The sequence below is a fragment of the Streptomyces sp. NPDC043853 genome (assembly GCF_056436025.1).
In genome coordinates this window covers 254,361-267,381 of sequence record NZ_JBWKDJ010000006.1, presented here as the reverse complement: position 1 = coordinate 267,381, position 13,021 = coordinate 254,361, and the positions used below count along the sequence as shown (strand labels likewise).

Annotated in this window: 9 protein-coding genes; 4 read left to right on the top strand and 5 right to left on the bottom strand. The window is 72.9% G+C overall.

From position 1 onward, the window contains the following. Positions 1–54 precede the first annotated feature (54 nt). Together ku and AC067U_RS18740 are read right to left on the bottom strand one after the other, a co-directional pair. The gene (gene ku, locus AC067U_RS18745) at positions 55–1,074 is read right to left on the bottom strand and encodes a non-homologous end joining protein Ku (RefSeq protein WP_478830828.1); all 1,020 of its coding nucleotides are present in this window, start codon (positions 1,072–1,074) and stop codon (positions 55–57) included. 112 nt (positions 1,075–1,186) lie between these two features. Continuing rightward, positions 1,187–2,494: a phosphatase PAP2 family protein gene (locus tag AC067U_RS18740; RefSeq protein ID WP_478830919.1), complete on the bottom strand. Its 1,308-nt coding sequence runs from the start codon at positions 2,492–2,494 to the stop codon at positions 1,187–1,189. Between the two features lie 611 nt (positions 2,495–3,105). On the opposite strand from AC067U_RS18740, the gene AC067U_RS18735 reads away from it, so the two are divergent. The 4 genes from AC067U_RS18735 to AC067U_RS18720 all read left to right on the top strand — a co-directional run bounded on the left by AC067U_RS18735 (position 3,106) and on the right by AC067U_RS18720 (position 10,728). Further along, positions 3,106–4,710: a DUF6777 domain-containing protein gene (locus AC067U_RS18735; protein WP_478830827.1), complete on the top strand. Its 1,605-nt coding sequence runs from the start codon at positions 3,106–3,108 to the stop codon at positions 4,708–4,710. Positions 4,711–4,835: 125 nt separating this feature from the next. Beyond that, entirely contained in the window at positions 4,836–5,282 is a 447-nt protein-coding gene (locus AC067U_RS18730) for a hypothetical protein (RefSeq protein WP_478830826.1), read from the top strand. Between the two features lie 41 nt (positions 5,283–5,323). Further along, on the top strand, positions 5,324–8,503 hold the full coding sequence (locus AC067U_RS18725; protein ID WP_478830825.1) for a type I polyketide synthase: 3,180 nt from the start codon (positions 5,324–5,326) through the stop codon (positions 8,501–8,503). Between the two features lie 221 nt (positions 8,504–8,724). Then, on the top strand, positions 8,725–10,728 hold the full coding sequence (locus tag AC067U_RS18720; protein ID WP_478830824.1) for an ATP-binding SpoIIE family protein phosphatase: 2,004 nt from the start codon (positions 8,725–8,727) through the stop codon (positions 10,726–10,728). Between the two features lie 90 nt (positions 10,729–10,818). Here AC067U_RS18720 and AC067U_RS18715 read toward each other — a convergent pair whose 3' ends face one another. From AC067U_RS18715 to AC067U_RS18705, 3 genes are all read right to left on the bottom strand, one after another. Continuing rightward, positions 10,819–11,049, bottom strand: coding sequence for a response regulator transcription factor (locus tag AC067U_RS18715; protein WP_478830823.1), 231 nt, complete (start codon positions 11,047–11,049; stop codon positions 10,819–10,821). Positions 11,050–11,251: 202 nt separating this feature from the next. Further along, entirely contained in the window at positions 11,252–12,220 is a 969-nt protein-coding gene (locus AC067U_RS18710; protein WP_478830822.1) for a serine/threonine-protein kinase, read from the bottom strand. Between the two features lie 126 nt (positions 12,221–12,346). After that, positions 12,347–12,973 carry a hypothetical protein gene (locus AC067U_RS18705; RefSeq protein WP_478830821.1) on the bottom strand — a complete coding sequence of 209 codons (627 nt, stop codon included), beginning with the start codon at positions 12,971–12,973 and terminating at the stop codon, positions 12,347–12,349. Positions 12,974–13,021: the final 48 nt, after the last annotated feature.

Genomic DNA, 13,021 nt, shown 5'->3' with positions numbered 1-13,021 from the left:
CTGCTCCGGCTCCGTGGGACGAGTGGCATCGACGGGACCCGGAATCCGGTGCGGCTAGGCGGCCGCGGCGCCGCGGGTGAGCGCGTCGAGCAGCTCGGCGCGGGTCATCCCGGAGCGGCCCCGGATCCCCGCGGAGGCCGCCTTCTCGTACAGCTCGGCCTTGGTGAGGGACTCCAGACCGGCCCCGGAGCCCTCGGACCTCCCGGACTCCCCGGGCGGGCTGGACTCCTCGGGCGCCTTGGGTGCCTTGGGCGCCGTACGGGCACGTCCCCTGCGGGCGGGTTCCCGGCCGCCGCGGGCCCGTTCGACGCTCGCGCGCAGTGCTTCCGTCAGGTCCACGACGTTCGTGGCCTCCGCCGGGAGCGCGGCCTTCTCCACGGTCTCACCCGCCTGTTTGGCCTGGATCAGCTCGGTGATCTTCTCCTGGTAGGTGTCGTGGTACTCCTCCGGGTCCCAGTCCACGCCGAGGGCGGAGATGAGCTGCTCCGCCATCCTCATCTCGTTGGCGGAGGTCCGCGTGGCGGACGCGGTGGGCAGGTCGGGGACCTCCGAGCGCGGGTCGCGTATCTCGTCGGCCCAGTGCAGCGTATGGAGGGTCAGGATGCCGTCCTCGGCCTTGAGCACCACGAGGTACTCGCGGCCGCGCATGACGAAGGTGGCGACGCCGGCCCGGTTGCTCTTGGTGAGGGCCCGTTCCAGCAGGGCGTAGACCTTGGCGTACTCCTGGCCCTTGGGGCCGACGTAGTAGGTGCGGTCGAAGAAGATCGGGTCGATCTCGTCCAGGTCCACGAAGCCGCTGATCTCCAGGGCCCGGGAACGCCCCGGTGCGATCTCGTCCAGCTCGGCGGGCTCCACCAGGACGTACTCCTCGCCCGCGTCGTAGCCCTTGACGATCTCGTCGAGGGGCACTTCGTCACCGGTGCGCTCGTTGACCCGCCGGTTCCGGATCCGGTCCGAGGTGCCCCGCTGCAGCTGGTGGAAGTGGACGGTGTGGCTGTCGGTGGCGGTGTAGACACCGATGGGGACGCTCACCAGCCCGAAGCTCAGCACTCCGGTCCAGACCGGTCTGGCCATGCTCCTCACCGCCTTGCCGGGCACCGCGCCGCAGACCCCCTACGGACAGTGTCCCGGCAGCACGGCCGTTCGACCACCGGCCCGCGTCCGGGGACGCGGGCCGGTGCGGGCTTCAGACCAGTTCGGGCTGCTTCTCGGGCTGCCGCTGCGCCGGCAGGGTGGCCTTCTGCTCCCAGCCCCGCGTGATCCGTACGTAGCCGAGGACGACCGAGGCCGTGGCCAGCACCAGGAGCGGTCCGAACACCCACGGCAGGCGGGACATCTCCACCGGCAGATAGCGGTAGGACAGCAGGAACGCCAGGAATACGGTCGTTCCGCAGGCGACGAAACGGATTCCCGCCCGGTCCCAGCCGCGCGCCTGCGAGCGCAGGGCCATCTCGATGGTGAGCGTGAACACCACGCCCGCGATGATGTCGGCGCCGTAATGCAGGCCGAATCCCAGCGTCGCGGCGAGCGTGGTGATCAGCCAGAAGGTACCGAAGAAACGCAGAATGCGCGGGCCCTTGCGGGAATGGATGAATATCGCGGTGGCCCAGGCCGTGTGCAGGCTGGGCATGCAGTTGCGCGGGGTGACCCCGTCGAACGGCATGGGGCGGGGCGCGTCGGACGGCTGCGGCATGACGTCCGGCCACAGGTTGGCCACCGCCCAGTGCGCGCCCTCGGCTCCGTACGCGTAGATCGGCCCGACCACCGGGAAGATCATGTAGATACCCGGCCCGAGGAGGCCGATCACCAGGAAGGTGCGCACCAGGTGGTGGCGCGGGAACCGGCGCTCGGCCGCCACGTTGCGCAGCCCGTACAGCGAGACGAGGACGGCGGCCACACCGAGCTGGGCGTAGACCCAGTCGAGGACGTGGAAGCCGACCGGACCCGTGGCGTTGACGAGCCGGCCCGCGAGCCAGGACGGGTTGCCGAGAGCGTGGTCGGCGGTCGCGACGTACTGGTCGAGCACCATCGGGCGGCTGTTCGACGTGATGAGCAGCCAGATGTCACCGACCTTGCGGCCGGTCACCAGCAGCAGGCCCAGCCCGACGCCCTTCAGCAGCAGGACGCGTTCCGCGCCGGTGCGGCGGGCGAGGGCGATGATCCCCCAGGCCAGCACCACCCACAGCGCACCGTTGCCCGGCATCATCTTGGCGTCGGCCACCCAGCGCACCAGGAAGAAGACGAGGTCGATGCCGATCGCGGTGCCGATGGAGATGAAGCGCTGGCGCCAGGTGAGCACCGTCATCATCAGCGCCATGCTGCCGTACAGCAGCGGGGCCGACTTGGGGGCGAACACAACCTCCCGCACCTGGTTGGTCATCGGCCCCCGTAGGCCGTAGTGGCGCGCGGTGAATTCCAGCGCGATGAGGAATCCGAGGGTCACCACACCCGCCGCGGCCCACAGGATCGCCCTTGTTCGAAGCCCCCCGGCGATCGTCGTCCTGCCGCTTATTCGAGAAAAAACCCGCGATGCTTTTGATATCAATTGTTTGGCCGATTTGTTAGGTTTTGGTCAAATAAGCCACTCATCGACCGGATGACATGCTCCCCCCGATGAAGGGCGGGCGACGAGGGCGTGTCGCGAATCCGAACATGCTATCGGAGCATCGCGGGTTGCCCAGAGGGGTCTTGTGGCCCCACTCCCCCGGCGGCACCCGCCGGGTGTGCGCGGGAGGCCCGGGGAGGACCCAGATGCTGCGGATCTACGCCACCTGGGCACACAATGAGGTCCAAAGGTGTGAAACCTCTCACAAAGCGGCATAAAGAAGGTCTTATGGTCAGCCGCACCTAGCCTGGCGGGAGGCGAAGATGAGTTCCGAACCGCGTTCAGAGCGTCCTACGGGCCCGCCCGCCGGCCCTCTTTCCGGCCGCCCTTCCGGCGATCACACCGGGTCTCTGCCTCCGCCTCCCCCGCCCTCTGCGACGCCGCCACCACCGCCACCTCCGCCGCCCACCGGCGGCGGCGGTACGGGCGGGCGATCCGGCGGTGCGGGCGGGCCCGGGGGGCCTTCGGGAAACGGTGAGCACGGCCGCTGGTGGCGTTCCGTGCCCCGGATCGCCACGGTCACCACCGCGGTGGTGGCCGCCGTGGTCCTGGCCGTCGTCCTCACCCGCCCGGACGGCAGCCCGGCCGTGGCCGGCGAGGTCATCCTCCAGCCCACGAACACCTCGGGGCCCGATGCCTTCACCCCGTCGACGGCCAACACCACGTCGGCGCTGCCCGCTGCCCAGCCCCACGCCGTGCCGACGAGGGCCGCCGCCCTCGCGAGCGTCACGGGATCGGAGCCCGGCCTCTACGGCGGGAGCCGCAACACCGCCAGCTGCGACGTGGAGAAGCAGATCGGCTATCTGAACGCCGATCCTGGGAAGAACCGGGCGTTCGCCGCGGTCCTGGGCATCCAGGCGACCGGCGTTCCCGGCTATCTGCGCTCGCTGACGCCCGTACAACTGCGGTCGGACACCAGGGTCACCAACCACGGCTTCCGCAACGGCGCCGCGACCAGCTACCAGTCGGTGCTCCAGGCCGGTACGGCCGTACTGGTGGACAACCACGGGGAGCCGAAGGTGCGGTGCGCCTGCGGCAACCCGCTGACACGGGCGGTCGCGCAGCGGGGCACGCCCGAGCAGAAGGGGACCTCCTGGCCCGGGTACCGGCCGCAGAACGTCGTGGTGGTGAACCGCGCGCCCCAGCCGATCAAGACCTTCGTCATCCTCGACCAGAAGGACAAGCAGTGGGTCAGCCGGCACGCGGGTGACCACAACGGCGCACACGACAGGAAGACGACACCGCCGCGACAGCACTGGCCGCTGCCGCCGACGAAGTGGCCGCCGGAGGAACCCGCCACGCCCACCCGGCCGCCCCACACCAGGCCGACGGACACCGGGCCGACCGGCACCGAATCCCCCACGCACACGAAGTCACCGGGCACGGGGACCCCCACCGACACCCGGAAGCCGAGCACGGGAACGCCCACCGACACCAAGAAGCCCAGCACGGGAACCCCCACCGACACCAAGAAGCCCAGCACGGGAACCCCCACCGACACCAAGAAGCCCAGCACGGGAACCCCCACCGACACCAAGAAGCCCAGCACGAGAACCCCCACCGACACCAAGAAGCCCAGCACCGAAACCCCGCTGAAGGAGACCTCCCCCGCCGAAACCCCGAAGACGGAGACCCCAAAGACCGAGACCCCGGCAACGGAGACCCCGGTGAAGGAGTCCTCCCCCGCCAAGGAGCCCACGGAGGAGCCCTCTCCCACTGAATCCCGGCCCGCCTCCCCCGCCCCGCCGCCCACGAGCCAGGCGCCCACCAGCCAGGCACCGTCGAGCCAAGCGCCGACGGACCGGCCACCCACCTCCGAGGTGCCGCGCACCCAGGCGCCGGCCACCACCAAGGCACCGGCCGAGACCCCGGCGCCCCAGGCGCCCACGACGCAGGCTCCCGACCGCCAGACGCCCACGCCGCAAGCCCCCCGCACGGAGGAGCAGCGCACCGAGGCGCCCCCGGCGGAGCCGCCCGCCGAAACCCCCCAGCAGCAGGATCAGCAGCAGGAACAGGAACAGCAGCAAGACCAACAGCAGGAGCAACAGCAGCAGGACCAGCAACAAGACCAACAGCAAGACCAGCAGCAGCCGGGCAACGAGTAGTCCCGACGCGCGTGTCAAGTGACGAATAGCCGGGGCTACGGCCCCGGTCGACCTCCCGGCACGGTGGAAATCGACCGTCCTGCGCAAGAGCAGGGCCGATTCGCCACCCGTTCCGGAGGCACCCGATGTTCCGTCGCGCAGGCGGCTTCGCCACCCGTCGTCCCCGGCCCGCGCTCCTGGCCGCGCTCGTGTTCCTCGTCGTCCTCAGCGCCGCGGCGGCCTCTGCCGCACGCGCGACCCTGCCGTTCCCGCACGCCGGTTTCGCCACCCCCGACGACCGGGCGCTGCCCGTGATCCACGGGCCCGAGGGCGGGTTCCGGCACGGCGAGTCGGCGCTGCTCTCCGCCGTGCCGCTGACCGCGCCCTGGTCGCGCACCGCCCAGCAGCTCGCCCTCTCCCTGATCCCCCTCACCGCGTTCGCGGTGCTGCTCTGGTGCACGCGCAGCCTGCTGCTGCCGACCCCCCTGGTGCCGCGCCCGGCCACCGGCCCTCCGTCGGCCGCCGCCGGACCGTGCCCGACCTCGGCCCTGCTCTCCGTGCCTCCGCCCGTCCTCTCCCCCGCCCACCGCTGACGGCCGGCGGCCACCGCCGACGACCCGAAGGAAGACCCGTCATGAGCGAGATCAGCAACGTCGGCGACATCGCCATCACCGGACTCGGCTGCCGCTTCCCCGGGGCCCCCGACGTCCGCGCCTACTGGGAGCTTCTGAAGAGCGGGGAGCGGCAGTTCTCCGCCGTTCCCCGCGAGCGCTGGAACCACGAGCCCTTCCACGCGCCGGGCGACCCGTCGGCTGCCAACGCCTCGTACACCGACCAGGTCGCCTTCCTGGACGAGGTGGACCGCTTCGACGCCCTGCACCACGGGATCCCTCCCGCCCGCGCGCGGGCCATGGACCCGCAGCACCGGCTGATGCTCGACGTCACCCGGGAGGCGCTCGACGACGCGGGGCTGGGGCGTGGCGACTTCGACCGGGAGAGCACCGGCGTTTTCGTCGGCGTGTCGGTCTCCGACTACAAGGACCTGATGTCGGCGCCCCTGCGGGCCATGGCCCTGGCCGACGCGGTGCACCCGTCGGACGACCCGGGCGGTGCCGAGGCCGTCCGGGCGCAGGCGGGCCCGTACGGCAGCGTCCAGACCTTCACCCTGCCGGGGAGCCTTCTCAACATGGCGGCCGGTTCGGTCAGCCGGCGGTTCGGCCTCGGCGGCCCCAGTTTCGCCGTGGACTCGGCCTGCTCCGGTTCCCTGGTCGCCCTCGACCAGGCGGTGGCCCAGCTGCGCCAGGGCGGCTGCCGGATCGCCGTGGTCGGCGGTGTGTACCTCAGCCTCACCGCCGACGGCCTGGTCGGCTTCTCCCGGCTCCGCGCGCTGTCCGCCGACGGGGTGTGCCGCCCCTTCGACGAGGCGGCCGACGGGTTCGTCCTCGGCGAGGGCGCGGGCACCGTCGTCATCCGCCCGCTCGCCGACGCGCTCGCCGCCGGGGACCGCGTCTACGCCGTGATCAAGGGCATCGGCTCGGCCAACGACGGCGCTTCCCCCGGACCGCTGGTCCCCACCCCCGAGGGCCAGCTGCGCGCCATGCTCCGCGCCTACGAGGACGCCGGGGTCGCCCCCTCCTCGGTGGACTTCCTGGAGGCCCACGGCACCGGTACCGCCGTCGGCGACCGGGCCGAGATCGAGGCGCTGCGCCGGCTGCGCACCGAGTACCCGGACGACGACCCGGCGCTGTGCTACCTGGGCGCGGGCAAGGCCCTCATCGGGCACTCGCTGTCCGCGGCGGGCATCGCCGGCCTGATCAAGGCGGCGCTGGTCGTCCACCACCGCACGATCGTGCCGCAGCCGGCCACCGTCCCCCACCCGGACTTGGGCGTCTCCGCCGCCGGCCTGCGCTTCGCCGGGACCGTGCTGCCCTGGCCGGACACCGGCCGGCGCACCCCGCGGCGCGCGGCCGTCAGCGCGTTCGGGTTCGGCGGCACCAACGTGCACGTGGTCCTGGAGGAGGAGCCCGGCCCGGCCGTCACCCGACCCCCGGTGCGCACGGCAGGGACCGCGCCGCAGCTGCTCCTGCTCTCCGCCGGCAGTGCGGAGCAGCTGGACCGCCACATCGGCGAGCTGCTCGACGTACTGGACGCGGACGCCCGCACGCCGCTGACCGCGCTGGCCCACACCCTGGGCTCGCGCGAGCCGCTGAGGACCCGGCTGGCGATCGTGGCCACCGGCACCGCCGCGTTCACCGAACGGCTGCGGCGCGCCCGCCGGCAGCTCCAGGACGGCGCCCGGGGGGACCTCGGCGAAGGCGCTTTCGCCGCCGACGCCCCCCTGCCGGCCGCACGGCGCCGCATCGCCTTCCTCTTCCCCGGCCAGGGCGGCCAACGGCCGGGCATGATGCGGCACCTGTACGAGCGGTTCCCCGGGTTCCGGCAGACCGTCGGCGCGCTGAGCGCGGTGGCCCTGCGGGACGCCGGACTCGACCCGGCCGACCTGCTGTACAGCCGGGCGGCGGCCGCCTTCGGGGACTCCGACGACCTCAGGCGGCGGCTCACCGCCACCGACGTGTGCCAGCCGGTGCTCGGCACCGTCCAGATCGCCGCCACCCGTCTCCTCGCCGACTGCGGGGTCACCCCGGACCTCACCCTCGGCCACAGCGTCGGGGAGTTCGCGGCGGCCGCGGCGGCCGGAGCACTCACCGGCGAGGACACCGTCCGGCTGCTGGTCCACCGGGGCGCCGCCCTCCGCGAGGCCGAGAGCGGCCTGCGCGGCGGGATGCTCGCCGTGCAGACCGACAAGGAGACCTGCCGCCGGCTGCTCGACGGCATCGACGACGTGTGGCTCGCCTGCTTCAACCAGCAGCGGCAGGTCGTGGTGAGCGGCACCCCGCGGGGGCTGGCCGCCCTGCGGGAGGTCTGCGCCGCGGCGGGTATCGTCACCGCCGCGCTGGAGGTGTCGGGCGCGTTCCACTCGCCGCTGCTGGCCTCCGTGGAGAAGACCGTGCGTGCGGGTCTGGCGGAACGCCCGATCAGCACTCCCGGCCTGCCGTTCGTCTCGTCGGTGAACGCGCGGGTCTGCACGGACCCCGAGGAACTGCGCGAGCTGTGGGCCCGGCACGCCTCCGCGCCGGTCCACTTCGGCGATGCCGTCCGCACCGCCTACGGCCAGGGAGCCCGGGTCTTCCTCCAGGTGAACGGCGGTGGCTCGCTGCTCAGCTCGGTCCAGCGGATCCTCTACGGCCACGAGGACGTCCAGGTGGTCCCGCTCGACGAGGCGCCGGACGGTGCCCTGGGTTTCGTCCGGGCCCTGGCCAGGCTGGCGGTCCTCGGCGTGCCCGTCGACCCGCGCGCCCTGGTCCCCGAGGACGACCGCCGCCTGCTGGACCTGCCGGTCGCGGGCCTCGACGGCCGCTCCTACTGGGTGCCCGACGCTCGCGCCGCACGGCAGGACCCCTCCGTGGAGACCCCGATGAACCAGCTCAACCAGGTCAACCACGTCAGCCACATCAGCCACGTCAACGAGGTCAACCGGATGAACCACTCGACGCACGACACCGTGAGCCATCCGGCGAGCCCTCGGGCGGGCCACCCCGTGAACGGCCTGATGAACGAGCTGCTCCGGCTGGTCCAGCAGCAGGTGACCCTGCTCAGCGGCCTCGCCGCCACCCTCCCCGCGCACCGGCCCGATGCCCCGGCCGTGATCGCCGGCGCCCTCGCAGACGGCGACGGCGACAGCGACAGCGGCGGCGACGGCGCAGCCGTCCCCGAACAGCGGTCCGCGCGGGTCACGCCACCGACGTCACGGTGATCGGGCACTTCGGGCCCTGCCCGCCTGGCGGCAGGCCGGCCCCGGGCGGACGGCGCCGCGCGATGGTGTGGCGGGCGGGAGGACCGGTCCCGGCGCTCGTCCTCGCGCAGCACTGCGTTGGTGCTCCGTGGCCCGCCGGATCATGCTGGTGAGTGGAGCCCCTGGCGGTGCGGGTCCCGTGGGACAGCGGCTGGAGACGATCGAGGGCGAGATGAGCGGCGATGGAGCGACTTCCCACCTCTCCGGGTGAGCGGCCGGAGGAGACGGACGTCCCGCACGGGTCGGCGTACACGGCCACGGCCACCGTCAACGAGCAGGGCATCGTCACCGAGTGGAGCGATGACGCCCGGCGCCTCCTCGGCTACGAGTCCTCCGAGGTCGTGGGCCTGCCCGCCGGCCGGCTGCTGGCCGACGGTGTCGACGGCGAGCGGCCCGCCGGGGGGCCGGAGCCCGCCGTCCCGCCCGGACAGGAGCGGTGGAGCGGCACGGTGGCACTGCGCCACAGGGACGGCCGCCGGGTGGAAGTGGCGCTGCTCGCCCACCGCTGGACCTCCTCCGGGGGCACGGCCAAGTGGTTCCTGGTGTCCGCGGTGACGGGCGAGCCCGGAACGCCCCCGGGCGAACCGCTGAAGGAATGGGCGTTCACCCAGTCCCCCTGCTTCCAGGCGATCTTCGACACCGATCTGCGGCTGGTACGGGCGAATTCCCGGATGGAGCACACGCTGGGGCTGACCGAGGCCGAGATGCGCGGCCTGCGGCTTCCGGAGATCGCCCCGGATCCGGTGAGCGACGAGACCGAGCGGAGGATGCGCCTGGCCCTGGAGACCGGGGAGCCCCAGCACATGGAGGCCTTCGTTCGCCCCGCCGGTACGGGCGCCTACGGCTGGACGGCTTCGCTGGACCCGCTGCGCGGTACGGACGGACGGGCGCACGCCGTGTGCCTGACCGCGCACGACCGGCCCGGGGCCGAGGGCAACGGGCCGCAGCTGCTGCTGCAGGAGGGCGACGACGCCCGGGTCAACACCCTGGACAGCCCCCGCGCGGGCCAGGAGACGGCGGAGTCGGCGGAGACCCCGGCCGCCCACGGCACCCACCGGTCGCACACCACGACCATGACGCTGCAACGCAGCCTGCTCCCGCACACGCTGCCCGACCAGTCGGCGCTGGACATCGCCTACCGCTACCTGCCCGCCGGAACCGACGCGGGCGTGGGCGGCGACTGGTTCGACGTGATCCCGCTCTCCGGGGCGCGGGTGGCGCTGGTCGTGGGCGACGTCGTGGGCCACGGCATCCGTGCCGCCGCCACCATGGGCCGGCTGCGCACGGCGGTCCGTACCCTGGCCGACGTCGACCTGCCACCCGATGAACTGCTCACCCACCTCGACGACCTCATCATCCACCTGTCCGCGGACGAGGCGGACCGGGAGACCGCCGGGGACGCCGCGGGCGGCATCGGCACCACCTGCCTGTACGTGGTGTACGACCCGGTCACCCGGCGCGCCACCGTCGCCCGGGCCGGCCACCCGCCGCCCGCGGTGGTCTCCCCGGACGGCTCCGTGTACTTCCTGGACGTCCCGGCCGGCCCGCCGCTGGGTCTGGGCGGCCTGCCGTTCGAAACGGTCGACGTCGACCTCGACGAGGGCAGCATCCTCGCCCTGTACACCGACGGCCTGCTCCAGGCCCGCGACCACGACATCGACGAGGCCCTGGACACCATGTTCTCGGCGCTGACCCGGCCCGCCGCCACGCTGGACACGGTCTGCGACCGGGTGCTGGCGGCCCTGCTGACCCACCGTCCCGAGGACGACGTGGCGCTGCTCGTCGCCCGGACCCGGGCCCTGCACGCCGACCGGGTCGTGGTCTGGGACCTGTCCTCGGATCCGTCCGAGGTCGCCCAGGCCCGCCGGAACACCACCGACCAGCTCACCGCCTGGGGGCTGGAGGAGGCCTCCTTCGTCACCGAGCTGCTGGTGAGCGAGCTGGTCACCAATGCGATCCGGTACGGCCGGCCGCCGGTCCAGCTGCGGCTGATCCACGAGAACAGCACCCTGATCTGCGAGGTCTCCGACGCGAGCAGCACCGCTCCGCACATGCGGCGGGCCCGGACCTTCGACGAGGGAGGGCGGGGGCTGCTGCTGGTCGCCCAGCTCGCCCAGCGCTGGGGCACCCGGCACGCCCCGATCGGCAAGACCATCTGGGCCGAGCAGTCCCTGAAGGGGTTCTGACCGCCGGACGACGAGGCACGACACGGGCCGGCGCCCGCTCCGGGGGGAGCGGGCGCCGGCCCGTGTCGTGCCGTCGGGGGCCCGGTGCCGTCAGAGGCCGAGGGAGATGGCCAGGCGGACCATTTCGGCCGTGGTGTTGATGCCCAGCTTGGTCCGGATGCGGCGGAGGTAGGCGTCGACGGTGTGCTTCGAGAGGCCCATGTTCCGGGCGGTCTGCAGGTAGGTGCACCCGGCGGCGATGTGTCGCAGGGCCTCCTGCTCGCGGGGAGCCAGCGGGGTGGCGGGGGTCTCGACCTGCGGCGTGGTGAGGGTGAGGCTCATGGGAATCCTCCGACGGATCGGATCGGCCATCACTGCTCGCGCCTTCGAAAGCAGAGTGACATGTAACGGAATGTCCGTTTATGTCCTTGCTCAAAAGACTGGCCGCGCGACGTCATGACGGTGTCCGTCGACTGTCACAGGCGCGTCACAGGGGAGGTGTCCGGAGGGTTCGCGGCGCTCGGAGGGGCCGGAGGTCCGGTCCTCACCCGCGGAAGACCGGGGCGGCCCAGGCCGGGGGGTCCGGCGGCGGGGCCTGCGGACGCGGCGGTTCGGCGGACCGGCCGTTGCGGTACCCGGTGGCGGCACGCAGGGCGGCCACGAATTCCAGGCAGGAGCCGTAACGGTCCTCGGGGACCTTCGACAGGGCCTTCGCCAGCACCCCGTCGGCGGCGCCCGCGATGTCCGGACGCCGCCCGGTCAGCGGCGGGGGCTGGTCGTACTGGTGCGCCCACAGCAGCGCCACGTCCTCGTCCCGTTCGAAGGGCGGCCCGCCGGCCAGGGTTTCGTAGACCACGCAGGCGAGGCTGTAGAGGTCGCACCTGCCGTCGACCGGGCGGCCGGAGATCTGCTCCGGCGCCATGTAGTCCAGGGTGCCGACGAACTCGCCGGCGGTGGTGAACCCGGTGAGCGACAGGGCCTTCTTCGTCAGGCCGAAGTCCGTGAGGTAGACGTGCTCGGGGTGATCGCTGTCGGTGCCCGCGGCGACCAGGATGTTGCCCGGCTTGACGTCCCGGTGCACCAGGTCGTGGCCGTGCGCGGCGTCCAGCGCGGAGGCCACCTGGCCGGCGATGCGCAGGGCGGTGGCCACGGGCAGCGGTCCCTCCCGGTCCAGCAGGGCGCGGAGGTCCAGGCCGGAGACGTAGCGCATGGCGATGTAAAGGATGCCGTCGGTCTCGCCGGCCTCGAAGATGGGCACGATGTGCGGGTGGTCGATCTTCGCGGCCACCCGGGACTCATGGGTGAAGCGCTGCCGGAAGGTGTCGTCGCGGGCACGCTCCGGGGCGATCAGCTTGAGCGCCACGGTGCGGTCCAGTCGCAGGTCCTTCGCCCGGTAGACGACGGCCATGCCACCGCGGCCGATCATGTGCTCGACCCGGTAGCCCGCGATCTGCTTCCCGATCAGGTCGGAGGGCCGGCCCGCGCGCCGGCTCGGGTTCGATGCCGTGGCCATCAGCCGCCCCCTTCCCTGCCTGAAGTCTATGGGCGCGCACGGCCGCACGGGCCGGGCCACGCGGACCGGCGCCCCGCGAAGGGCGCCGGTCGTGTGACAGGCCCGTGGGCCGTGCGGAGACGGGGGTCAGTCCTCGTCGCTGCCGCCGCTGCCGCCGTTGCCGCCGCGACCGCTGGTCTGGCAGCCGGAGCCGATGCAGATGCCGCCGTCCCCGCCCCGGCCGCCGTTGCCGCCGTCGCCGCCGGGGAGCGCGTTCCCGCCGTTGCCCCCGTTGCCGCCGTTGACGCTGCCGTGGCACCGTCCCACGCACACGCCGCCGTTGCCGCCGTTGGTGCCGTTGCCGCCCGGCACGCCGTTCGTGCCGTTGCCGCCGTTGGCACTGCCGTCGCACCGCCCCACGCAGACCCCGCCGCTGCTTCCGTTGGTGCCGTTGACGGAACCGGTGCAGTTGCCCGCGCAGACCCGGTCGCCGACGTTGACAGTGCCGTTGCCCACCGTGACGCCGCCCTTGCCCGACTTGAGACCGCTGACCGCGCTGCCGATCTTGCCGCCGCCGATCCACTTCCCGGCGGAGTTGCCGTCACCGCTGCCGAACGCGGAGCCGAGCTGCGGCGCGGCGGCAGCGGGGGCCGCCTGCCCCGTCACGGCCGGTGCGGCGGGCGCCGCGGTGGCCACGGATGCCATCGAGCCGGCACCGATGAGGGCCGAGGAGACGACGAGACCGAGACGGAACTTCCAAGAGCGCGCACGCATGGGATTCTCCCTTTCCGGAATGTGCAAGAGGACTGCGGTCGATACGTG

Excerpts from the sequence above, each read along its gene's own strand:
- AC067U_RS18730 (WP_478830826.1), top strand. The coding sequence starts at position 4,836 with ATGTTCCGTCGCGCAGGCGGCTTCGCCACCCGTCGTCCCCGGCCCGCG.
- AC067U_RS18710 (WP_478830822.1), bottom strand. The coding sequence starts at position 12,220 with ATGGCCACGGCATCGAACCCGAGCCGGCGCGCGGGCCGGCCCTCCGAC.
- AC067U_RS18720 (WP_478830824.1), top strand. The coding sequence starts at position 8,725 with ATGGAGCGACTTCCCACCTCTCCGGGTGAGCGGCCGGAGGAGACGGAC.
- AC067U_RS18715 (WP_478830823.1), bottom strand. The coding sequence starts at position 11,049 with ATGAGCCTCACCCTCACCACGCCGCAGGTCGAGACCCCCGCCACCCCG.
- AC067U_RS18725 (WP_478830825.1), top strand. The coding sequence starts at position 5,324 with ATGAGCGAGATCAGCAACGTCGGCGACATCGCCATCACCGGACTCGGC.
- ku (WP_478830828.1), bottom strand. The coding sequence starts at position 1,074 with ATGGCCAGACCGGTCTGGACCGGAGTGCTGAGCTTCGGGCTGGTGAGC.
- AC067U_RS18705 (WP_478830821.1), bottom strand. The coding sequence starts at position 12,973 with ATGCGTGCGCGCTCTTGGAAGTTCCGTCTCGGTCTCGTCGTCTCCTCG.